The sequence below is a fragment of the Bacillus alkalicellulosilyticus genome, from assembly GCF_002019795.1.
Lineage (GTDB): Bacteria > Bacillota > Bacilli > Bacillales > Bacillaceae_F > Bacillus_AO > Bacillus_AO alkalicellulosilyticum.
Genome location: NZ_KV917381.1, coordinates 4,434,314 through 4,457,173 on the forward strand (window position 1 = coordinate 4,434,314; position 22,860 = coordinate 4,457,173).

The window sequence follows — 22,860 nt, forward strand, 5'->3', positions numbered from 1 at the left end:
CATTAATAGCGAAGAATTACCTTCGGATTGTTTCTCCTACATATCCAATCTTTGTATTGATTTCATTATAGTCTATAAAATTATAAAATGGTTGATTTTTTAATCAACCATTTTTAAACATAATTTATTCTTCTATTACATGTACTTTAACAGTAGCAACTACTTCCGGATGGATTTTAATCGGTACATTTGTATAGCCTAACGAACGAATTGGATCATCTAACAATATTTTTCGTTTATCCACTTTCTTCTTCATTTTCGCTAATGTTTCAGCAATTTGTTTAGTTGAAACAGCTCCAAATAGTCTGCCGCCTTCTCCTGATTTTGCTTTAATTTGAACGGTAATGCTTTCTAATTCTTCTTTATATTTTTTTGCAGCGTCTAATTCCTCTTCTGCTTTTTTCTGCTCACTTTTCTTTTGTGCTTCTAAGTTTTTAACATTTCCTTGTGATGCTTCTTTAGCCAAGTTATTTGGAAGCAAATAATTTCTTGCGTATCCATCAGAGACGTTTTTTAATTCCCCTTTTTTCCCTTTTCCCTTTACATCTTCTAAAAATATAACTTTCATATTAACTTCCTCCTTCAATATACTCATCAATAACAGTCTGAAGTAGTTGTTGTGCTTCATCGAGAGTTTTATCTTCAAGCTGAACGGCAGCATTCGTTAAATGACCGCCACCACCGAGTTTCTCCATAATAACTTGAACGTTCGCATCTCCTAGAGAACGAGCACTAATTCCTACTCGACCGTCATGACGCATCGATATCACAAACGATGCAACAACACCATCCATGGTTAGCAGTGTGTCTGCTGCTTGTGCAATTAAAACTTGGTCGTATACTTCGCCTTCACGTGCTTTAGAAATAATAATCCCAGAATGATACAATTCAGCTTTTTCTACCAACTGTGACCGCTTAATGTACTGATTTAAATCTTCTTTAAGTAATCTTTGTACTAATATCGTATCGGCACCATTTCTTCTTAAAAATGATGCAGCATCAAACGTTCTTGAGCCTGTTCGAATCGCAAAGCTTTTTGTATCGACGATAATCCCGGCTAACAACGCTGTTGCTTCTAAGATATCCATTTTAAGTTTCTTTGGCTGATACTCTAATAATTCAGTAACTAACTCAGAAGTAGATGAAGCGTAAGGCTCCATGTACACCAATACTGGATCATCGATAAATTCTTCACCTCTTCGATGGTGATCTAATACAACAACTCGGTCAATCTTATCCAATAACCGCTTTTCAATAACAAGAGACGGCTTATGGGTATCTACAACGATAAGAAGAGAACTTTCGTTACCCATTTCTAAAGCTTCTTCAGGAGTAATAAAATGAGACCATAAGTGGTCGTGCTGTTCTACTTCTTCCATGAGTTTTTGAACATCAGAGTGAATATCATCTCTATCAAGAACAACAAACCCTTCTTTCCCATTCACTTCAGCAATTTTTAGTACACCGATGGCTGCACCAATTGCATCCATATCTGGGTGTTGGTGTCCCATCACAATGACTCTGTCACTTTCCAAAACAAAATCACGCAGAGCATGTGAAATGACCCTTGCTCTTACTCGTGTTCGTTTTTCCATCGCATTTGATTTTCCACCGTAAAAGCGGACCCTGCCGTTTCTTTCTTTAATGGCAGCTTGGTCCCCACCTCGTCCTAATGCCAAATCGAGACTCGATTGAGCTAACATTCCTAACTCTCTAATTGAGACTTCACCTGTTCCTACTCCAATACTTAATGTAATCGAAATTTTTTCTTTTCCTGTTACTTCTCGAACTTCATCAAGTATTTCAAACCTTGTTTCTTCAAGTATACGAAGTGATTTTTGATTTAGGACGGCTAAAAAACGGTCAGAAGCCATTCTTCGAATAAAAAAATCATACTCATTTGCCCACTTGTTGAGGGATGATGTAACTTGACTTATTAATTTACTTAAGACTTGGTCGTCTAGCCCTTGTGTTACTTCATCATAGTTATCTAAAAAGATAAGTGCAATCACAGTTTGTTCTTCTTGGTATAGTTCTCTTGTTTCTTCTTTTTCAGTTACATCAAAAAAGTATAATAGCCGTTCATCCTGTTTAATTACCAAATGATAATATCGATTGTTTAAATCAACCATTAATTCTTCATCATTATTATTAATCGCAAGTGATATTTCTTCTGATAAGTGAGACACTGACTTCCCAAGGAATTGCTCTGGTAGGATTTCACTCATATAAGGATTTACCCATTGGATCGACATATCTTGATTGTATAACAGTATTCCTACAGGCATTTTTGTAACCGCTTCTTCTCCAGCCTTGTTTACTCGGTAAGAAAGTGTAGAAATATACTCCTCTAAATCTCTTTCAAACGAGACTCTAGCTTGAAAAGCATAAACGGCAAGTATGCCCAAAAGTAAAAAACCTACAATTCCGAATTCCCATCGATACAGCATGGCAATCCCAACAAAAAGTGTGGCGACTGCAAACAATAATAATACATGGTATCCATGCCACCGTTTCATTAAGAACTTTGGCATATTGTCAACTCCTACTTTATTGTATTTTGGTCGGACACTATGCCTGTTACCGAACCTTTTGTTTATTCCAACTTAGCTTTAATTTTATTCCTAAGTTGAAACCCTAAGTCAATTATACCTAAGATCTGAACAACATTGTAAACTCCAGGCAAAATAAATATAAGAACAATTACAAGATTAGGAAGAATTTTTGCAAGTTTTTTTACATGACAGTAATAAAAGACAAATGAAGCTCCTTGAATAACCATAACCCCAGTTAACAACATGTATAAATTTAATGTGATGATATCCATTGTAGTTCCTTGCTCAAAGCCAACCATTCTTAATATCACGACAATTAAATAATACCAAATAAATACCTTTGGAAACTTCCAATCACGAAAAGATGGCAATGGAGGAATCTCAAATCCCATTCTCTTTAAAATCGGTCTACACACTACTTGAACCAATAATGCAATAAGGATACTTGCACCAATAATAGCTGTCGTAATGAGTTTTGGGATAATTTCTATCATGTTATACAATTGCTGTATTTGTTCTTCGTCTGCACTAATGTATTGTTCTGCTAGTTGAACGGACTCTTTTTGTAGTTCAACTGCCATTTCAACTGGATTTATTTCTAATACTACAATTGATATGATAAATGACAGTAGCGTAAAGAAAATAACTGTCAAACTTCCACCCAATAGAACGGCCAATGGCTGTTTTTTTCTTCGGTATAATTCACCCATGACAACCCCTAAACAGCTGCCCAAAAAAGCTACTAGTATTGATGCAATTCCAGTTATCAATATAGTTAATATGATGGTTACTGCACTTAACAATATGCCAGCCTTCAGTCCATACCTTATCGTAAAAATGATAAAAGGTAAGGGCGAAAACAACAAAAGAATTTGTCCGATTATAGGAATAAATAATCCAAGTATAATAATAACGGTTGCTATCGCAGCCATTAAGGCCCCTTCTGTTATCATACGAGTATTTTTCACAACTTCACCTCTTATTTTAACCTGCTATGTAGCTTGTTTCTTTACCTATTTTAGCTTAAATCCGTTAAAAAGGAAAAGATAGTAACATATCTAAATTTATTCTCTTCCCTACCCTTATTATTCTTCTAAGCATTCCTTTACAAACCTTTTTTAGCAAGCCTCATATACAATTTTTTTTGCGTAGGAGGTTTGACATTAAACTGCAAATAGAAAAAAGCTTTCGTTAAAATGAAAAATGACCTCGGTTTCGCGAGGTCATTTTCGATAGCACGGTATGCTATTAGTTTACTTCATTAACATAAGGCAACAAAGCGATTGTACGAGCGCGCTTAATTGCAGTCGTTAATTGACGTTGGTATTTAGCAGAAGTACCAGTTACACGGCGAGGAAGAATTTTTCCACGCTCTGAAATGAACTTCTTCAATAAGTCAGTATCTTTATAATCGATTTTCTCGATTTTGTTTACCGTAAAGTAACAAACTTTACGACGTTTTGGTCCACGTCCTCTACGAGCCATAATATTACCTCCTTTATTTTTTATCCTTTATAAAGGGTTTTAGAATGGCAAATCGTCATCAGAGATATCAATGGTCTTCCCATCATTTGCAAATGGGTCTTCATCTAATCTTGATTGATTGCGATTTTGATTTTGTTGACCGTAGCCACCTTGACCTTGTCCCATTGGACTTTGTCCGCCACTGAATCCAGAGTTTTGATTACCGCCACCGCCTGATGCTCCTCGTGGCTCTAAGAACTGAACACTTTCTGCAACGACTTCAGTAATGTATACTCGTTTACCTTCATTGTTGTCATAACTTCGTGTTTGAATTCTCCCATCAACGCCAGCTAAACTCCCCTTTTTCAAGAAGTTTGCTACGTTTTCGGCTTGCTTACGCCAGATAATACAGTTAATAAAATCCGCTTCACGATCGCCTTGCTGATTTGAAAACGGACGATTGACTGCAAGCGTAAAGTTTGCCACAGCGACACCATTTGGTGTGTATCGTAACTCTGGATCTTTCGTTAAACGTCCAACAAGAATGACACGGTTAATCATTCAAAACCCTCCCCATATATCATCCTAAATTACTTTTCGTCTTTAACAATTAAAGTACGAATTACATTTTCATTGATCTTGATAAGACGATTGAACTCTGCAATCGCTTCAGGATTAGATAAAACATTCAGCTTGACATAGAAACCTTCACGGAAGTTGTTGATTTCATATGCTAAGCGACGTTTGCCCATTTCCTCTACCTTTTCTAGTTCAGCACCGTTGTTTGTTAAGACACCATTGTATCTTTCAACGATTTCTTTGTTAGCAGCTTCTTCTAGGTTAGGCGCAATGATATACATAATCTCATAGTTACGCACTATACGTCACCTCCTTTTGGTCTAGCGGCTCCATTTGGAGCAAGGAGCAAAATTTTCATTTTCACTCACACTGACCCATTATAACAGAACACTCCTTCGCACACAAGCAAAGGAGTGAATTCTTTTATATGATTTATACATTAAAGCGGAAATGCATTACGTCACCATCAGCGACAACGTAGTCTTTTCCCTCTAATCTAACTTTTCCCTTTTCTTTAGCTACGGCCATTGAACCCGCTTCTACAAGGTCATCATAAGCGACAACCTCTGCACGGATAAAGCCACGTTCGAAGTCTGTATGAATAACCCCTGCCGCCTGTGGCGCTTTTGTTCCTTGACGAATGGTCCAAGCTCTTACTTCTTGAACTCCAGCTGTGAAATATGTTCGTAACCCTAACAAATGATAAGCTGCTCTTATTAATTGGTCTAGACCTGACTCCTCAATACCTAACTCCTCGAGGAACATTGCTTTTTCATCATTATCTAGTTCAGAGATTTCAGCTTCAATTTTTGCACAAACGACAATAACTTCTGAATTTTCATTTGCTGCAAACTCTTTCACACTTTTAACAAAGTCGTTATCTCCTTCTGCTACTAAATCTTCCTCACTCACATTGGCTACATAAAGAACTGGTTTCATGGTTAATAGGTGCAATCCATATACAATTTTCTTTTCTTCATCTGTAAGGTCCACACTTCTTGCTGGTTTTTCATCTTCAAATGCAGCTTTTAACTTTACAAGAGCTTCATGTTCGACCATAGCTTCTTTATCTTTTTGTTTTGCTAACTTAGCTACTCGGTCAAGTCTTTTTTCTACCGATTCTAAGTCTGCTAAGATTAATTCTAGATTAATCACTTCAATGTCATTTATAGGATTTACCCTACCTGCAACATGGGTGATGTTTTCATCATCAAAACATCGTACGACATGAGAAATTGCGTCAACTTGTCTAATATGAGATAAAAATTTATTTCCTAGACCTTCTCCCTTACTTGCACCTTCAACAATTCCTGCAATGTCGGTAAATTCAAACGCTGTCGGAACTACTTTTTTTGGTTGTACTAATTCCGTTAACTTTGTAAGACGATAATCTGGTACTTCTACGATCCCTACATTTGGGTCTATCGTACAGAAGGGGTAGTTTGCTGATTCTGCCCCTGCTTGTGTAATTGCGTTAAATAATGTAGATTTTCCAACGTTCGGTAAACCAACGATACCTGTAGTTAATGCCATATTTACACTTCCTTTGTTTCATTTCCTATCTATTATACCATTGTCAATTATATTGATTGTACAAAAAAAACACAAGACAATGTAGTTCGACTCCATTATCTTGTGTTTTTCTGTTATAGTATTTTTTTTATTTTGCGGGAAAATTCTTTTCGTGGCAATAATACGCTATGTTCACAACCTAAACACTTTATTCGAATATCCATTCCCATGCGAATAATCTTCCATCGGTTCTCTCCACAAGGATGTGGCTTTTTCATTTCAACAATATCATGTAATTCAAATTCCTTGTCTGCCACTTTAAAGTATCCCCTTCCACACGTGTTTATGGTCGTCCATTTTTTTATGATTCTTATTATACAGTAAATCTAGCGTGAGGAAAATAATCACCGTGTAAAACCTGCTATCTATGCTTTACTACTTTTTTTCATAATTGGATATAAGATTATGGCTGCAAAAACATATAGATTCAATACACCATATAACGGATATAACACACTAATTAGGGTAGAAAATCCAAATGTAGTCAAAGGCACCATTAAAGCTAATAGGATAAGTGCTAGAAGCCAAGGTGCTACCTTTATATAATCCCTAAATCTTGATATCAACCCAAACAAACTAGAAGCTGCTGTTGTATAAATCGCTACCCATAATAACCCTGACATGATTATAACCATATAATATGGATAATGTTTTAAAATAGCAAAAAGCGGAATTTCATACAACATGATTTCGCCTGCTACTTGTATAAGAGATTCATTATATAGAAATGATACGGAACCTAAAATGACACCACTGCCTATACTAGCGATAAGGATTTCTCCTTTTTGTTTAATTTCACCACCGATTGCTGCTAACACTGCAACGAGCGGTAAAATATTTAAGGCTGTAAACGTTAGGGCAGAAGGCCAATTGCTTTGCTCCTTTATATTAACTTCAATCGGAAATCCTTGTAAATATTGAAAGGCTAGTAGTACCGATAGAAGACATACAATTAATAATGGGATGACAAATGCATTCATCGATGTCATTCCAGTTATATCCCATACAAAGAGCAATATGAGTAAACCACATATAATAGAAACGCCTATCCAATAGGGTAAATGGATAACTTCTAGTGTGGCCCCTCCTCCAGCTAGCATGATAACAGCAATTGAAAATAAATAAATGACAATCATCGCATCATAAAGTTTTGTTACTTTTTTTCCTAATAACTCTTCAAGAATAGGAATATAGTGAGTGGATCTATGTTTGTAACTAATAGACATGATGACGTATGTACAAATAATAAATAGGATCATAAATAATAAAATTGCTAGTCCACTTTCAGCACCAAAAAATTGCCACAGTTCTCTTCCTGAGGCGTACCCTGCTCCTATCATTGTTCCAATAATTAAAAACATCCATTTTAGACCTCGAGTTACCATGTCAGCTATCTTCCTCTCATAATTGATTTTATTTCTATATGTATAGAAAGGAAATAAAATCCGTATACTGTTACTACTATTAAAAAGGAGAGGGAGATATGATTCTAAATCGCAATTTATTCCCAAAAAAGGCGTCACCGTTTCGAGTTCATATGGATGATGAAAATTCTATTACTGCGATCACAGAAAAACTATATCAGTTAATTCCATCAATTTTGACACAAGATTTAGTCATTATTTGCATTGGCACTGACCGTTCTACAGGAGATTCATTGGGACCTCTTATCGGAACAAAACTATCAGAACATAATCTAGCAAATTTTCATGTGTATGGTACGCTAGAACACCCTGTTCATGCTGTAAATCTTGAAGATACACTAGTAGAAATCAATAAAAAGCATACACGCCCTTTTATTATTGGTATTGATGCTTGTTTGGGTCGAGTAAGTAGCGTTGGGAAAATAACCGTAGGAGATGGATCAATTAAACCTGGTGCGGCTGTAAATAAAAAACTTCCGGAAGTGGGTAACATTCATTTGACTGGTATTGTTAATATAGGTGGGATGATGGAGTATTTCGTATTACAAAACACACGTTTGCATACAGTCATGAAGATGGCTACAATAATGGCTTCAAGTATTGACGGAGTCGACCAATTGCTAACTAGACGTAAAAAGCATCGAAAATCACTTTTAGAAACGCTCACTCCTACTTTTTTTGTTAAAGAACGAAAAGAAACTCATCTTTAATTATTAGATGAGTTTCTTTTTTCTTTAAAATATCATATGTAATTTTAAAAAGGCCAATAATAAACAATAGAAACTAGCAATCCCGTTACGATAATAGAAGGTAATAGATTTGCTACTCTTATTTTTGTTATACCTAATAGATTTAGTCCAATCGCTAAAATCATAATACCGCCTGTCGCTGTCATCTCGACAATAAAAGCTTCCATTATCAGTTTAGGGATAAATTGGTCGATTTGTGTTGAAAATAATGCGATAAATCCTTGATACAGTAAGACTGGAATGGCAGAGAAGATGACACCAAACCCTAAAGTAGACGCAAAGATAATCGCAGAGAAGCCATCTAACATGGATTTGGTGTATAATATCGAATGGTCTCCTCTTAATCCACTATCCAACGCTCCAAGTATAGCCATGGCACCTACAACATAGATTAAAGTGGTAGTGACGAAAGCTTTTGTTACTTGCCCTTCTTCATTAGGACTCACTTTTTTTTCTAGCCATTTTCCTAATTGATTTAGTTTTCCTTCTAAATCCCAGCGTTCTCCTAGCAAACCACCTACTACTAAGCTGCCAATAACAATTAAATATTGGTCACTCTTTAAACCCATTCCAATTCCAAGTACTATTACAGCCAATCCTATAGCTTGCATAATCGTTACTTTTATTCTTTCAGGAATGTTTTTCACTACTAATCCAAGCAAAGTCCCTACTACGATTGCAAGCGCGTTAACAAGGGTCCCCAATAATACCACTATTCAATTCCTCCAACTTCTCTCCAATATATTATTAATTTACTATCATCATGTATTTATCTTTATTTGACAAATGACTAGTTACTAAAAGTAAGCTTTTATTTCATTTACTGCCTGAATGAACTGGTCTATTTCTTCAATTGTATTATATGGACCAAAACTGACTCTTATTGTGCCACTTGAAACCGTGTTGGTACATTCGTGAGCCAATGGGGAACAATGGAGTCCAGCTCTTACAGCAATATGATAATGTTGATCTAAGACCATAGAAACCTCATGTACATCCATACCTTCTAACGTAAATGAAATGACTCCTAGACGTTCTTTCTTTAGAGAAGGGCCATAGATTTTCACACCATCAATTTTTTCTAATTCTTGTAGACAATGCTTGGTTAAAGCTAACTCATGAGCGTAAATATTTTCAATTGTCAGTTTCTCAACCTCTTCAATTCCCGCTAATAAACCAACAATTGCAGGGGTATTTAATGTCCCACTTTCAAAACGATACGGTCTTTCATTTGGTTGAGAAATGTCTTCTGAGTGACTTCCTGTTCCACCATATATTAAAGGCATTAACGGGACTCTTTTATTAACAATTAATACTCCTGTTCCTTGAGGACCTAACAAACCCTTATGTCCTGGAAAGGCTAACATATCAATATGTTGAGTTTCCATATTAATTGGGATGACTCCTGCTGTTTGTGAAGCGTCAACAATAAAGTACAAGTTATGTTGTTTTGCGATATCCCCTATTTCTGTGATTGGTAGGACGGCACCTGTTACGTTCGAACCGTGGCTCGTAACGATAGCTACAGTATTTGATTTTATTTCAGTTTTAATATCTTGACTATTTAGTAAACCGTTTTCTCGAGGTTTTATGTAGGAAATAGATATCCCTTTCGTTTCCTTTAAAAATTCAAGTGGCCTTCTTACAGAATTATGTTCTAAAGATGTCGTGATAACATGGTCTCCATCTGTTAAGGGTAACCCCTGAATAGCCTGATTAAGTGCATATGTAGCATTTTGTGTGAAAATGACATTGTTTGGGTCACTCTCCCCAAACATATCTGCTATTTTTTTTCGTGTAGCAAATATGTTCTCGCTAGCTTTAACAGCTAAACGATGTCCTCCCCTCCCAGGGTTCGCTCCATATTCGTTTACTGCCTCTGCCATTGAAATAGCTACAGACTTTGGTTTAGGGAAAGAGGAAGCTGCTTGGTCAAAATAAATAATATCCACGTAAACCACTCTCCATCTTATTTCTATTTGAATATAATATATCGCTTGTACTATTTTACTCGCAAAAAAAGGAGTCATCAAGTTTTATGATGACTCTTTGCCTTTTATATGGATTCCCCTTCTAGCAAGGTTAATATTCTCTCTAAATCGTCTTCATTAAAGAAGTCAATTTCTATCTTTCCCTTTTTCTTGCCTTTTTTAATAGAAACAGAAGTACCAAAACGATTTCGCAAAATTTCTTCTTTTGCTTTCATAAAAGGAGAGGAAGACACTTTCTTTTTTGTTTCACGTGAAACATTTTCATTTAAACGTTGAACTAGCGCCTCTAATTCTCGTACACTTAATTTTTCCTGTAATACTTTTTCTAGTAAAAGAGATAACTTTTCTTTATTTTTCAGTCCTAATAATGCTCTACCATGCCCCATTGAAAGTTTACCATCCGAAACGAATTGTTGAACTACTTTTGGTAAATGTAGTAGTCTAAGGTGGTTTGCAATATGAGGTCTACTCTTTCCAAGTTTACTCGCTAATTGTTCTTGAGTTACTTGTAAATGATGCATTAACTTTTCATAAGCAATCGCTTCTTCAATAGGATTTAAATCTTCTCTTTGAAGATTTTCAATCAAAGCAATCTCCATCATTTTTTCTTCCGATAATTCTCTAATTACAGCTGGTACTGTATCTAAGCCGGCTAATGTCGCAGCTCGGAATCTTCTTTCCCCAACTACAATTTCATACCCTTTTATACTTTTTCTAAGGATAAGAGGTTGTAATATACCATGACTTTCAATCGACTCTTTTAATTCATGTAGTGATTCTTCAGTAAATGTTTTTCTAGGTTGGTATGGGTTGGGACGAATATCCTTAATGATAACTTCTTGAATGGTTTCATCTTGTTCATTTACAACTTCAGGGAAGAAAGCTTGTAAACCTTTACCTAACCCTTTCGCCATGTGCGACCACTTCCTTTGCTAAATCTAGATATACATCTGCCCCCCTAGATTTCGGATCGTAGATTATGATTGGTTCCCCATGACTTGGTGCTTCTCCTAGTCGAATGTTTCGCGGAATTATCGTTTCAAATACTTTTTCTCTAAAATATTTCTTCACTTCATCAATGACTTGAATTCCCAAATTCGTTCTTGCATCAAGCATTGTTAATAAAACACCTTCTATTGATAAATCTGTGTTCAAATGTTTTTGCACTAATCGAACCGTATTAAGTAACTGGCTAAGCCCTTCTAACGCATAATACTCACACTGAACTGGAATTAAAACAGAATCAGCAGCTGTTAATGCATTTATCGTTAATAACCCCAACGATGGTGGACAATCGATGATAATGTAATCAAATGTATCAACGACCGTAGATAAAGCTCTCTTTAATCTAACCTCTCTTGATATTGTAGGAACTAATTCTATCTCTGCTCCAGACAATTGAATGGTAGACGGGATGATTTTTAAATTTTCAACATTAGTCATTCGAATAACATCTGTAGTTGCTACATCTTCTACTAGGATGTCGTATACACATTGATCGACATCGCCTTTTTCAATACCCACTCCACTTGTAGCATTTCCTTGTGGGTCAACATCTACTAAGAGTACTTTTTTTCCTATATATGCTAGGCAAGCACTTAAATTTACTGCTGTCGTTGTCTTACCGACACCGCCTTTTTGGTTTGCAATCGCAATGATTTTCCCCATGCTGACACCTTCTTTCCCACTCAACTCCATTTTCACTTCTCTTATTCTATCATGAAATCACAAATATGTTTTTGATTTTGTAAAAATCTTTATTCATTTTTTTGTATTGATTTAAAATGATAGATAATTAACCAAAAAATATGGGGGAATACTATAAAAAAAACAAAAAAACTGAAAAAGTTAATAAAACTTTTTCAGTGATTCTTTTAATTCATTATTTTTTAGGTATTCTAATGGTAAATTGATAAAATTCCTCATGCTCTTCTTCATCTGTATCTATCGCCAATCCACTTTTTATAACCATATCAACAGATTGTCTAATCGTATTCATAGCAATTCTCATATCTTTTGAATAAGCTTTTCGTTGAGGTTTCTTCTTTTTATCTACACCATTTTCAAGTTTTACTCGAACTCTCTCTTCTGTTTGTTTAACATTTAAGCCTTTTTCTATAATTTCTATGACCATTTCTTCTTGCCACTCTGGTTTTTTCAATACGATTAATGCCCTTGCATGTCTTTCAGTGATTTTTCTATCTAAAATTGCTTGTTGAACACTTCCTGGTAGATTCAATAATCGAAGTTTATTTGCTATCGTAGATTGGCCTTTTCCCAATCTTTGAGCTAGACTTTCTTGGGTTAAGCCATGTAACTCTAACAATTTTGCATAGGCTAGCGCTTCTTCAATGGCAGTTAAACCTTCTCTTTGTAAGTTTTCAATTAACGCAACTGAAGCTGTTTGTGAGTCATTAAATTCTTTCACAATTGCAGGAATCTTGTCCCAACCTAACCTTGTGACTGCTCGCCAACGACGTTCGCCTGCAATGATTTCAAACTTACCTTCACGCTCTCGAACTACAATAGGTTGAATAACACCATGTGTTTTAATGGTTTGAGCTAACTCATCAATTCTTTCGTCATCAAACACAGTTCTAGGTTGGAATCGATTTGGTACGATTTCAATGATAGGAATTTGTTGTACTTCTTCATTTACATTTTCTTCAATTGATTCAACCTTTGTTTCTTCATCACTATGAAACTCATTTTCATTACGTTCTCCGAAGCCGAATAGGCGTGAAAACGGCTGTTTCATCGCCTGACACCACCTTTTGAAAATACCGTATTTTCATCTATTTATATATAGATACTATTCGATGTTTTTCGTCTAATTCCTGCTACTATTATAAGTCTTTTATACCGTTAAAAGTAACAATTAGTCAAGTGTTTACAAGTTTTTCATGTAAATGTTTCACGTGAAACATTTACATGATTGGTTGCTTATTTGGTGTTCCTGGTTTGCGAGGGTATTTTTTAGGTGTTTGTTTTTCTTTTGCAATAATGTAAATATTACGGTCACTTTCTTCGATTGGGAGCTGAAAGGATATATCATTTTTTATTATACCACCCATTTCTGTTATGGCCCGTTTACCTTCAAGTAATTCTTCTTTTCCAGCTGCACCTTTCATTGCAATAAAGGTACCACCTTTTTTGACTAGAGGTATACATAATTCAGCTAATACTGGCATTCGAGCAACAGCTCTTGCAAGACAGACATCATACTGTTCACGGTGTTTTTTGTTTTGTGCAAACGTTTCGGCCCGGTCATGGTAAAAGGATACTTTATTTAAACCTAATTGTTCTGCTAAATGGTGTAAAAATCCAATCCGTTTATTTAGTGAATCGACAATACTTACTTCTATCAACGGAAAACAAATTTTTAAAGGGATACTTGGAAATCCCGCTCCTGCTCCTACATCAACAATTGACATAGGTTTTGAAAAGTCAAAATGAAAAGCAGCTGAGATAGAATCGAAAAAGTGTTTTAAATATACCTCATCTTCATCTGTAATTGCTGTTAAATTCATTTTTTGATTCCATTCTACAAGAATCTTATAATATTTATCGAACTGCTCTAATTGTTGAGGAGAAAGGTCAATTCCTTTCTCCAACAACATACTATGAAAATTTGCTTTACTCATTTATTCCTCCAACGAACATTATTTTACTTTAGCTAACCTACCCTGCTCTAAGTAAACAAGTAAAATCGAAATATCAGCAGGATTAACACCAGACACACGTGATGCCTGCCCAACAGATAAAGGGCGTACTTCTTTTAATTTGTGTTTTGCTTCTGTTGCTAAACCATTTATTGCAAAGTAATCAAGGTCTTCTGGTATTTTTTTGTTTTCCATTTTCTTTGCCCGGTCCACTTGTTGAAGTTGCTTATCGATATATCCTTCATATTTGATTTGAATTTCAACTTGTTCAGCTACCTCAAATGGTATCTCATCGGGTGCAGGAGTAATTTGAGCAATAAATTCATAATTTAACTCAGGTCTCTTTAATAAATGAGAAGCTCTTACTCCATCTTGTAATAGAGAAGAGTTAACATTGCTTAATAATTGTTGTACTTCAGCTGTTGGTTTAATGATTTCTTCATTTAGTCTTTTAATCTCATTTTCAATAAGGGTTTTCTTGAGTTCAAACTTTTCATATCTTGCTTTTTGAATTAAACCGATATCATACCCAATTTGTGTTAAACGAAGGTCTGCATTATCATGTCTCAATAGCAAACGATGCTCAGCTCTTGAAGTCAATAAACGATAAGGTTCGTTTGTTCCTTTTGTGACTAAATCATCAATTAACACACCAATATAGGCATCTGAACGATCTAATATAATACCAGGTTTATCTTGAACTTTTCTTGCCGCATTAATACCAGCCATTATTCCTTGTCCAGCCGCTTCTTCATAGCCTGAAGTTCCATTAATTTGACCAGCCGTAAATAATCCTGGTATTTTTTTTGTTTCTAATGTTGGCCAAAGCTGAGTTGGAACGATTGCATCATATTCAATTGCATAACCTGGTCTCATCATACGAACGTCTTCTAATCCAGGGATTGATTTTAAAATATCTAATTGAACGTCTTCAGGAAGGCTAGTAGATAATCCTTGGACATACACCTCAGATGTATTTCTACCTTCTGGCTCCAAAAAGATTTGATGTCTAGGTTTATCGTTAAAACGCACTACTTTATCTTCAATAGAAGGACAATAACGAGGTCCTGTACCTTCAATAACTCCTGAATACATTGGAGATCGACTTAAGTTATTATTAATGATTTGGTGTGTTTGTTCACTCGTATATGTTAACCAACAAGGCAGTTGATCCGTGATATACTTCGTTGTTTCATATGAAAACGCTCTTGGTTTATCATCCCCAGGTTGAATTTCTGTCTTATCATAATCAATTGTACTTCCATTCACTCTTGGAGGTGTCCCCGTTTTAAAACGAACCATTTCAAATCCTAATTCTTTAAGATGGTAGGAAAGTTTTACTGAAGGCTGCATATTATTTGGGCCACTCTCATATGCTAAGTCACCAATAATGATTTTCCCTCGTAAATACGTACCAGTTGTAACAATAACAGCCTTACTTCTATATTCTGCCCCTGTATTTGTAATTACTCCCTTGCATTCACCATCTTCTATAATCAGTCTATCAACCATACCTTGACGAAGAAGTAAGTTTTCTTGTTCCTCAATTGTCTTTTTCATTTCATGTTGATAAGAAAATTTATCTGCTTGCGCTCTTAGTGCTCGAACAGCAGGTCCTTTTCCAGTATTTAACATACGCATTTGGATGTGTGTCTTGTCGATATTACGGCCCATTTCTCCACCAAGGGCATCTAACTCTCTTACGACAATTCCCTTTGCTGGACCGCCTACAGATGGGTTACATGGCATATACGCAACAGCATCTAAGTTTAACGTTAACATTAACGTATTGGCTCCCATACGCGCAGCAGCTAAACCAGCTTCACAACCAGCATGCCCTGCACCTATGACAACAACATCAAATTGACCACCTTGATATTGCATTTGATTTCCTCCATTCTATTTTCCTAAGCAAAATTGTGAAAATAACTGGTCAATTAAACTCTCATGAACAGTATCCCCAATGATTTCACCTAATTGTTCCCACGCACGTGTAATGTCAATTTGCACCAAATCAATTGGCATGCCCGCTTCAATTGCATCAAGAGCATCCATTATTGATTTTTTTGATTGATGAAGAAGTGCTATATGTCGAGAATTTGAGACATACGTCACATCTTCTCCTTCAAGGTTCCCAGTAAAAAATAACTTTTGGATGGCTTCTTCTAACTCGACAATTCCTTCATCTTTAACTAAAGATGTCGTAACTAACGGTCTACCACCAGCTAATGATTTTACTTTTTCACTATCAATTCTTTGAGGAAGGTCTGTTTTATTTAAAATAATAATAGCATCCATTCCATGAATCGCTTCAAATAACGCTTCATCTTCAATAGTAAGATTGTCTGCATAATTTAAGACAAGTAGTATTAATTGAGCATCTTTTAACATCTGCCTTGACCGTTCTACGCCAATTTTCTCTACAATATCCTCCGTTTCACGAATACCAGCAGTATCAATTAACCTGAGGGGTACACCTCTTACATTGACATATTCCTCAATAACATCACGAGTTGTTCCAGGTATATCTGTTACAATCGCTTTTGTCTCATGAACTAAACTGTTTAACAATGAAGATTTCCCAACATTCGGTCTCCCTACTATAACCGTTGCTAAGCCTTCTCTTAAGATTTTCCCTTGTTCTGCTGTAGAAAGAAGCTTATCAATTTCCGTAACAACAAAAGATGCTTTTTCACGTAGTAAATGCAGTGTCATTTCTTCAGCATCATACTCAGGATAATCGATATTCACTTCAACATGAGCTACCGTTTCTAATAATGCTTGACGAACGATGTTTATTTTTTTTGATAATCTTCCTTCCATTTGATTAAGAGCAACATTCATTGCTCTATCTGTCTTAGCTCGAATTAAATCAATAACTCCTTCTGCTTGTGACAAGTCTATTCTACCATTTAAAAATGCTCGTTTAGTAAACTCCCCTGGTTCAGCTAATCTTGCACCTTCTGTTAACAATAATTGTAGTACTCTATTCACCGATACTATTCCACCGTGGCAATTTATTTCAACAATATTTTCCCTTGTGAAAGTTTTTGGTGCTCTTAGTACAGATACCATTACTTCCTCTACAATTTCGTCCGTTCGCGTATCCTTTATATACCCATAATGAATTGTATGTGAGGGAACATCTGTAAGTCTTTGCTTTCCTTTATAAATTCGATTTGCTATCTCAATTGCATCTTCTCCACTTAGTCGAACAATTGCTATCGCTCCTTCTCCTAATGCTGTTGATACTGCTGCAATCGTATCTAATTCCATATCCTTCACCTACTCACCGATCTCCATATATTTTTAATACTTTTTTTATTTATATCTCCAAATATTCCTTACTGTATTTTTCTTCTCTAAATAGTTAGAATATCACATTATTATCCACAACAAAAGATATCAACACCTTAATAGTGTAACCTTTCATTTTTATTCGAAACCTATCCACATGTGAATAACTTTAAAAGGTAAAAAAATACACAAAATCGTTGATAACACGACTCTGTGTAGAATAAAAGGTTTGCTAAGAATGTATAAAAGAAAAACTATCTGAATGCTGGAATTTTAATTTTTATCATAAATTCCTCTTCTTTATAAACAAAATCAAGTATGCCATTATACGCTTTAACTGTAGTATGAATAAGTTTTGACCCTAACCCTTGATGGTCCCCACCCTTAGTTGTTCTTCCATACGATTCGAATAATCGGTCAAGTATGTCCGATGGAATAGGAAGAGTGTTGTTTCTACAAACCATTATAAATAAACCACTTCTCTTAAAAAACTGCAGACTAATTTGTGCTTTTTCACTACGTTGGGTTTGCCATTCTTTTGCTGCTTCAATGCTATTAGAGAGGATATTACCAAGTAACGTTACAATGTCTTTATCAGATAATGGGAGTGATGACACGGGAAGGTCTAATTCAAAAGAAATATCTATGCTTTCTTTTTTTGCTTTTTTATAGAAAGAATGGAGTATTCCCGCAACGCTTCCACGCTCTCCTTTAATTGATAAATTTGTTTCCTCGTAGCTATCTACTAATTCACTTATATATCCCTTTGCTTCTTGAAAATTGTTGTTTTCTATCATAAATTGAATCGCGCCAACATGCTTTAAAAAATCATGGCGTTCACTTCTTACCGTCTCAAAGGTCATGTTCATTTGCTTTTGTTCTGATTTATACTCCTTTATATTTTGATAAAGGTCATACAACTTTGTTGCTAACACCATACGAAACACTTCTGTAGCAAGAAAAAGAAGGAAAGGCATGAAATACCCCCAAGGCACACCAATTACAAAATATAAGACGACGTACAGCAGCTGTAAACAAAAAACAATCATACCTATTGGGAATTGAAAAAATAATACGTTTTTCCTTCTCCCCCATATAAAAGGAAAGAGAAGAATTAAAAAGAGTACAGGGTATAGGATTAAAGGATGTGAAAATGTCGTTCCTACACTAAAAACATGAATAGCTCCAAAGAGCAAATAAAACATCCAATAGCCAAGGTTATGTTTCAAGATTGTTCCCCCCTTTAGAAGTAATATTGTTGTAAATAATCTACCTTGTCCTTCGTAATCATTGCTTGTTCTTCTATACCGTCAAATGCGACCATATATGAATTTTTGGCATACAAAGAAAAGTTTTTTATGTATTGGATGTTAATAATAAAGGAACGATGAGAACGAATAAAATCTCTTTCTCTTAATTCTCCTTCTAACTCGTTTAAGGTTAAGTACGTTTTGATTTCTGTTGTTGTTGTATATATCGTGGAAGAGCGTCCTGACCGTTCGATAAATATAATGTCCTTTTTCTGAATGATATGGATATCATTTTTTTGTTTGATATAAAGACGTCCAGCAATATCATTTTTTTTCGATTTCTCTTTTAATCTCTCTACCGACTTTATTAGACGTTCCTTCGTATAAGGCTTCATGATATAGTCATGAACGTTTAATTCATAGGCATGAACAGCATAGCCACTATTTCCGGTAACAAAGATAACAAATATGTTTAGCGCATGAGAGTGTATGATATCTGCTATTTCATAGCCTGATAGATTTGGCATTTCAATGTCAGCAATAAGCAAATCAATTGTTTTCTTTTTTATATGTTCATACGCTTCTTCTGCTGATAATGTTGAAAAGACAATCTCAATACCCTCTATACTACTGACAATGGCCTGTAACTTATCCAAGTCAAAGCTTCGGTCATCTACTAATCCAACCTTCATTTCTTCCACCTCTCCCCTTATATTATCTTAAATCTCCATTTAGATAAACCTAATATTTCCATAGATGAGAATCTAGATTTACACGTTTTCAACAGCAAAATACATTTTCACGACATGATAAGGCATTTTCGCGACATAACTGCAGAATTCATTATTATTACATTGTATGATAAAACCAATAAATCAAATTGAGGTGAAAGAAATGATTGAGATTCATGAAGTAACAAAGAAATTTAAAGATAAAAAGGTTCATGTGACAGCCTTAAAGCATGTATCTTTTACTGTTCAAAAAGGTCAGGTCGTTGGGTTACTTGGAGAAAATGGAGCGGGTAAAACAACGTTACTACGTACGATTGCAACACTGTTAGTGCCAACAGAAGGACATGTCACTGTTGCTGAATATGATAGCGTCAAACAAGCTACAGAAGTAAAAAAACGAATTGGAGTGCTATTTGGTGGAGAAACCGGACTATACAACCGACTAACAGCACGTGAGAACCTTGAGTATTTTGCTACGCTATATGGATTAAGCAAGCATGAGACAAAGGTAAGAATTGACGACTTAGCTAAAATGTTTGGAATGAGGGATTATCTAAATCGAAAAGTTGGCGATTTCTCAAAAGGAATGCGTCAGAAGGTAGCCATTGCTAGAACACTCATTCATAATCCGGACATCATTTTATTTGATGAACCAACAACTGGACTAGACATTACCTCATCTAATGTATTCCGTCAGCTTGTTCACCAGTTGAAACGAGATGGCAAAACAATTATTTTCTCTAGTCACATTATGGAGGAAGTATCGATGCTTTGTGATTCTGTCGCAATGATGCATAAAGGTGAACTTGTATATCATGGTGCTATAGAAGAGCTTTACAAGTCGGAAGGTAGTAAAGACTTAAATTACATTTTTACAAGTAAACTTGTGAGAGGAAATGATGAATATGCTTCTTAAAACATATGTAAAAGAAATCAAAGATTGCTTCCGTGACCGAAGAACATTGTTGTTAACCGTATTTTTACCAATAGTTATGATGACAGCTTTAACCTTGTTTTATGAGAGCTTAGCTGCAGGTGGAGAAGGAGACACCTTTACATTAGCTGTACCCTCGTCTATTACCGCAGAAGAAGAAGCCATATTTTTAAACTATCAAAATATTGAAATCGTAAAAGCCAACGACCCTGAAGCGTTGTTGTTAGAAGGTGAAGCCCATGCAGCAATTTTATTTTCAGACCAATTCATAGAGCAAGTTAATGAGGGTGGTAAAGCGGCTATCACACTAATTGGTGATTCCTTTAGCCAAAAGTCTTCTAACTTAATGAGCATCGTTACTAATGCCTTGTCGACATTTGAAAAGCAAACAATAATGGAGCGACTCCAGGCTCAAGGTACCGATCCTGAACTCATACAACCTTTTGTCATTACGCAAAAAGAATTATCAGAAGAAAATCCTATGATTAATCTGTTGGCTATGCTAATCCCGCTTATTTTAACATTAGCAATTGGTGTGGGAGCTGGACCAGCTGCAGCTGATTTATTTGCTGGAGAAAAAGAAAAAAAGACAATGGAAGCTCTTCTCATGACTCCAGTAAAACGCTCAACATTGCTCTTGTCAAAATGGTTAACTATCTCTACAGTTGGAACAATTACAGGAATAATTACATTACTTGTGGTTGCTTTAGAAATTACCTTTTTGACTGAACATTTAAAGCAGGCTATTACCATTGATGAAAACTTCATTTATATCCTTGCCATTGCCCTACTCGTAATCATTGTTTACTCCATGTTTGTTGCATCATTATTGATGCTAACTAGTATCATTGGGAAAACTGTGAAGGAAGCACAAAGCTATAGTACACCGATTATGATGCTTATCGTTTTTCCAACAATGATTGTTACAGGCATTGGCGTAAATGAACTTGGTTTTCACCATTTTGCAATTCCAATGTTAAATATCTTTAGTTTAATTAAAGAGTTATTATTTGGTATCATTAACACCAACCACATCCTTACCGTTATAGGCAGCAATGTCATCGTCATGATTTTGGTATTTATTATTGGTAGAATCTTATTCATGAAAGATAAATGGGTAATGAACTAATAGGAGAAGTGGACTGTCTCAGGATAGTTCCACTTTTTTTGGTTAGAGAAGGATTTTTATGAGTAATTAAAAAAGGCTAGAACACCAAGGTAACTTATTAATTACCTTTGTTCCAGCCTATTATTGCACTAAATTATTGGGACACAATAACAACTCTTCTTCTTGGCTCTTGGCCTTCAGAATATGTTTTTATCCCTTTTATATGTTGCAGTGTTGAATGAATAATTTTTCTTTCATGAGCTTGCATTGGTTCAAGCTTTACTTCTCCTTTAGACATCCTGGCTTTTTTCGCTAAGCGTTCAGCTAGTTGTATTAAAGAAGCTTTTCTTCTATTTCTGTAGTCTTCTGCATCAAGTTGAATTCGGATATATTGTTCAGAGTAGCGATTTGCAACTAAGTTAACTAAATATTGAAGAGCATCTAACGTTTGGCCACGTTTGCCAATTACACTCCCTAAATTAGAACCCTCTAGGTCAAAAATAAGCATCCCATTCTCTTCTTTTTTTACTACAGTTGCTTCTACTTTCATCTTAAGAATAAGCTCTTGTAGAAATCTTATCGCCTCTTCAATTGGATCTGGCTTTACTTCCAGCTCTACCAAAGCTGGTTTAGAGCCAATAAATCCCAAAAAACCTTTTTGTGGTTCTTCAATAACTCGAATATCAACACGTTCTCTTGTCGTCTGGAGTTCTACCAATGCTTTGTCGACAGCTTCATCAATCGTTTTACCCGATGCAGTTATTTTTTTCACTTTTTCTTTCCCCCAGCCTTCACTTCAGCTTTTTTACCAACATTCGGTCCAGTAATAAAGTAAGTTTGAACAATCATAAAGATATTACCTACCACCCAGTATAATGCAAGGGCTGCAGGGAAAAATACAGCAAATACCGCGATCATCACCGGCATCATGTATAATAATATCTTCATTTGTGGGTTATCAGTGACCATCATCATTTTTTGTTGAATAAATGTTGTAACACCAGCAATCAATGGTAATAAAAAGATTGGATCTGGTGCGTCAAGTGCAAACCATAAGAAATCATGTCCACCAATTTCTCTTGTTCTCATAATAGCATGATAGAAAGCAAGTAAAATAGGCATTTGAATCAATACAGGGAAACATCCTGCTAACGGATTAACTCCACGTTCCTGGAACATGGCCATCATTTCCTGCTGTAACTTTTGTTGAGTCTTTTGGTCTTTGGCACTATATTTCTCTCTTAAAGCTGTAAGCTCTGGTTGAATGGCTTGCATCGCCTTTGCACTTCTTGTTTGCTTAATCATTAACGGTAAAATAAGAATGCGAAGCATAATAGTAACGACAATAATAGCCAATCCAAAATTATCATTAAATAAATCTGCAAAATAAATTATTGTCCACGATAAAGGATATACGAGATATGAATCCCAAACTCCTGTACTATCCCTAGTAATTGGTTCTTCTATGTTAAAACAGCCTGTTAGAACAACCAACAAGGTGATAAGCATGGCTGCTAATCCTAACTTTCTAACCAAAAGTGCCT

General features: G+C 35.5%; 24 protein-coding genes. 3 read left to right on the plus strand and 21 right to left on the minus strand.

Features of this window, described 5'->3' with window-relative positions:
• Positions 1–124: 124 nt before the first annotated feature.
• The 9 genes from rplI to BK585_RS22180 form a co-directional block, all read right to left on the minus strand.
• Positions 125–568 (minus strand): 50S ribosomal protein L9, encoded by a 444-nt coding sequence (rplI, locus tag BK585_RS22140; RefSeq protein ID WP_078556372.1) that lies wholly within the window; start codon positions 566–568, stop codon positions 125–127.
• A 1-nt stretch (position 569) separates the two neighbouring features.
• Positions 570–2,534, minus strand: coding sequence for a DHH family phosphoesterase (locus BK585_RS22145; RefSeq protein WP_078556374.1), 1,965 nt, complete (start codon positions 2,532–2,534; stop codon positions 570–572).
• Between the two features lie 62 nt (positions 2,535–2,596).
• Positions 2,597–3,523, minus strand: coding sequence for a YybS family protein (locus BK585_RS22150; protein ID WP_078556376.1), 927 nt, complete (start codon positions 3,521–3,523; stop codon positions 2,597–2,599).
• Between the two features lie 280 nt (positions 3,524–3,803).
• Positions 3,804–4,040, minus strand: coding sequence for a 30S ribosomal protein S18 (gene rpsR / locus BK585_RS22155; protein ID WP_075385152.1), 237 nt, complete (start codon positions 4,038–4,040; stop codon positions 3,804–3,806).
• A 39-nt stretch (positions 4,041–4,079) separates the two neighbouring features.
• Positions 4,080–4,580 carry a single-stranded DNA-binding protein gene (ssb, locus tag BK585_RS22160; RefSeq protein WP_078556378.1) on the minus strand — a complete coding sequence of 167 codons (501 nt, stop codon included), beginning with the start codon at positions 4,578–4,580 and terminating at the stop codon, positions 4,080–4,082.
• A 29-nt stretch (positions 4,581–4,609) separates the two neighbouring features.
• Positions 4,610–4,897, minus strand: coding sequence for a 30S ribosomal protein S6 (gene rpsF, locus BK585_RS22165; protein ID WP_078556380.1), 288 nt, complete (start codon positions 4,895–4,897; stop codon positions 4,610–4,612).
• A gap of 133 nt (positions 4,898–5,030) precedes the next feature.
• The gene (gene ychF, locus BK585_RS22170) at positions 5,031–6,131 is read right to left on the minus strand and encodes a redox-regulated ATPase YchF (protein WP_078556381.1); all 1,101 of its coding nucleotides are present in this window, start codon (positions 6,129–6,131) and stop codon (positions 5,031–5,033) included.
• 113 nt (positions 6,132–6,244) lie between these two features.
• Complete coding sequence (locus BK585_RS22175) at positions 6,245–6,427, minus strand: DUF951 domain-containing protein (protein WP_078556382.1); 183 nt, start codon at positions 6,425–6,427, stop codon at positions 6,245–6,247.
• Positions 6,428–6,535: 108 nt separating this feature from the next.
• Positions 6,536–7,555: a YkvI family membrane protein gene (locus BK585_RS22180; RefSeq protein WP_078556383.1), complete on the minus strand. Its 1,020-nt coding sequence runs from the start codon at positions 7,553–7,555 to the stop codon at positions 6,536–6,538.
• A 98-nt stretch (positions 7,556–7,653) separates the two neighbouring features.
• On the opposite strand from BK585_RS22180, the gene yyaC reads away from it, so the two are divergent.
• Entirely contained in the window at positions 7,654–8,304 is a 651-nt protein-coding gene (gene yyaC / locus BK585_RS22185; protein WP_078556384.1) for a spore protease YyaC, read from the plus strand.
• A gap of 44 nt (positions 8,305–8,348) precedes the next feature.
• Here the strand turns inward: yyaC and BK585_RS22190 are convergent, their stop codons facing one another.
• From BK585_RS22190 to BK585_RS22235, 10 genes are all read right to left on the minus strand, one after another.
• On the minus strand, positions 8,349–9,056 hold the full coding sequence (locus tag BK585_RS22190; RefSeq protein WP_078556385.1) for a DUF554 domain-containing protein: 708 nt from the start codon (positions 9,054–9,056) through the stop codon (positions 8,349–8,351).
• A gap of 84 nt (positions 9,057–9,140) precedes the next feature.
• Positions 9,141–10,295, minus strand: a complete 1,155-nt coding sequence (locus BK585_RS22195) for an aminotransferase class V-fold PLP-dependent enzyme (protein ID WP_078556386.1) — start codon at positions 10,293–10,295, stop codon at positions 9,141–9,143.
• Between the two features lie 104 nt (positions 10,296–10,399).
• Positions 10,400–11,248, minus strand: coding sequence for a ParB/RepB/Spo0J family partition protein (locus BK585_RS22200; protein WP_078556387.1), 849 nt, complete (start codon positions 11,246–11,248; stop codon positions 10,400–10,402).
• On the minus strand, positions 11,229–12,002 hold the full coding sequence (locus BK585_RS22205; protein WP_078556995.1) for a ParA family protein: 774 nt from the start codon (positions 12,000–12,002) through the stop codon (positions 11,229–11,231). The genes BK585_RS22200 and BK585_RS22205 overlap by 20 nt, the downstream gene beginning before the upstream one ends.
• 214 nt (positions 12,003–12,216) lie before the next feature.
• Positions 12,217–13,092 (minus strand): nucleoid occlusion protein, encoded by an 876-nt coding sequence (gene noc / locus BK585_RS22210; protein ID WP_078556388.1) that lies wholly within the window; start codon positions 13,090–13,092, stop codon positions 12,217–12,219.
• A gap of 169 nt (positions 13,093–13,261) precedes the next feature.
• A complete protein-coding gene (gene rsmG / locus BK585_RS22215) occupies positions 13,262–13,978 on the minus strand; it encodes a 16S rRNA (guanine(527)-N(7))-methyltransferase RsmG (RefSeq protein WP_078556389.1) in 717 nt (238 codons plus the stop codon).
• Positions 13,979–13,996: 18 nt separating this feature from the next.
• Complete coding sequence (mnmG, locus tag BK585_RS22220; protein ID WP_078556390.1) at positions 13,997–15,880, minus strand: tRNA uridine-5-carboxymethylaminomethyl(34) synthesis enzyme MnmG; 1,884 nt, start codon at positions 15,878–15,880, stop codon at positions 13,997–13,999.
• Positions 15,881–15,895: 15 nt separating this feature from the next.
• Entirely contained in the window at positions 15,896–17,272 is a 1,377-nt protein-coding gene (gene mnmE, locus BK585_RS22225) for a tRNA uridine-5-carboxymethylaminomethyl(34) synthesis GTPase MnmE (protein WP_078556391.1), read from the minus strand.
• Positions 17,273–17,547: 275 nt separating this feature from the next.
• Positions 17,548–18,522, minus strand: a complete 975-nt coding sequence (locus BK585_RS22230) for a sensor histidine kinase (RefSeq protein WP_078556392.1) — start codon at positions 18,520–18,522, stop codon at positions 17,548–17,550.
• 14 nt (positions 18,523–18,536) lie between these two features.
• Positions 18,537–19,235: a LytR/AlgR family response regulator transcription factor gene (locus BK585_RS22235; protein WP_078556394.1), complete on the minus strand. Its 699-nt coding sequence runs from the start codon at positions 19,233–19,235 to the stop codon at positions 18,537–18,539.
• 202 nt (positions 19,236–19,437) lie between these two features.
• On the opposite strand from BK585_RS22235, the gene BK585_RS22240 reads away from it, so the two are divergent.
• The gene (locus BK585_RS22240; RefSeq protein WP_078556396.1) at positions 19,438–20,190 is read left to right on the plus strand and encodes an ABC transporter ATP-binding protein; all 753 of its coding nucleotides are present in this window, start codon (positions 19,438–19,440) and stop codon (positions 20,188–20,190) included.
• Positions 20,180–21,337, plus strand: coding sequence for an ABC transporter permease (locus BK585_RS22245; protein WP_078556997.1), 1,158 nt, complete (start codon positions 20,180–20,182; stop codon positions 21,335–21,337). Before BK585_RS22240 ends, BK585_RS22245 begins: the two co-directional genes overlap by 11 nt.
• Before the next feature lie 133 nt (positions 21,338–21,470).
• On the opposite strand, the gene jag is transcribed toward BK585_RS22245, so the two are convergent.
• Complete coding sequence (jag, locus tag BK585_RS22250) at positions 21,471–22,088, minus strand: RNA-binding cell elongation regulator Jag/EloR (protein ID WP_078556397.1); 618 nt, start codon at positions 22,086–22,088, stop codon at positions 21,471–21,473.
• Positions 22,085–22,852, minus strand: coding sequence for a YidC family membrane integrase SpoIIIJ (gene spoIIIJ, locus BK585_RS22255; protein ID WP_078556399.1), 768 nt, complete (start codon positions 22,850–22,852; stop codon positions 22,085–22,087). Before spoIIIJ ends, jag begins: the two co-directional genes overlap by 4 nt.
• Between the last annotated feature and the right edge of the window lie 8 nt (positions 22,853–22,860).

Excerpts from the sequence above, each read along its gene's own strand:
- rplI (WP_078556372.1), bottom strand. The coding sequence starts at position 568 with ATGAAAGTTATATTTTTAGAAGATGTAAAGGGAAAAGGGAAAAAAGGG.
- BK585_RS22145 (WP_078556374.1), bottom strand. The coding sequence starts at position 2,534 with ATGCCAAAGTTCTTAATGAAACGGTGGCATGGATACCATGTATTATTA.
- rpsR (WP_075385152.1), bottom strand. The coding sequence starts at position 4,040 with ATGGCTCGTAGAGGACGTGGACCAAAACGTCGTAAAGTTTGTTACTTT.
- ssb (WP_078556378.1), bottom strand. The coding sequence starts at position 4,580 with ATGATTAACCGTGTCATTCTTGTTGGACGTTTAACGAAAGATCCAGAG.
- ychF (WP_078556381.1), bottom strand. The coding sequence starts at position 6,131 with ATGGCATTAACTACAGGTATCGTTGGTTTACCGAACGTTGGAAAATCT.
- BK585_RS22180 (WP_078556383.1), bottom strand. The coding sequence starts at position 7,555 with ATGGTAACTCGAGGTCTAAAATGGATGTTTTTAATTATTGGAACAATG.
- yyaC (WP_078556384.1), top strand. The coding sequence starts at position 7,654 with ATGATTCTAAATCGCAATTTATTCCCAAAAAAGGCGTCACCGTTTCGA.
- BK585_RS22200 (WP_078556387.1), bottom strand. The coding sequence starts at position 11,248 with ATGGCGAAAGGGTTAGGTAAAGGTTTACAAGCTTTCTTCCCTGAAGTT.
- BK585_RS22205 (WP_078556995.1), bottom strand. The coding sequence starts at position 12,002 with ATGGGGAAAATCATTGCGATTGCAAACCAAAAAGGCGGTGTCGGTAAG.
- noc (WP_078556388.1), bottom strand. The coding sequence starts at position 13,092 with ATGAAACAGCCGTTTTCACGCCTATTCGGCTTCGGAGAACGTAATGAA.
- rsmG (WP_078556389.1), bottom strand. The coding sequence starts at position 13,978 with ATGAGTAAAGCAAATTTTCATAGTATGTTGTTGGAGAAAGGAATTGAC.
- mnmG (WP_078556390.1), bottom strand. The coding sequence starts at position 15,880 with ATGCAATATCAAGGTGGTCAATTTGATGTTGTTGTCATAGGTGCAGGG.
- mnmE (WP_078556391.1), bottom strand. The coding sequence starts at position 17,272 with ATGGAATTAGATACGATTGCAGCAGTATCAACAGCATTAGGAGAAGGA.
- BK585_RS22235 (WP_078556394.1), bottom strand. The coding sequence starts at position 19,235 with ATGAAGGTTGGATTAGTAGATGACCGAAGCTTTGACTTGGATAAGTTA.
- BK585_RS22240 (WP_078556396.1), top strand. The coding sequence starts at position 19,438 with ATGATTGAGATTCATGAAGTAACAAAGAAATTTAAAGATAAAAAGGTT.
- BK585_RS22245 (WP_078556997.1), top strand. The coding sequence starts at position 20,180 with ATGCTTCTTAAAACATATGTAAAAGAAATCAAAGATTGCTTCCGTGAC.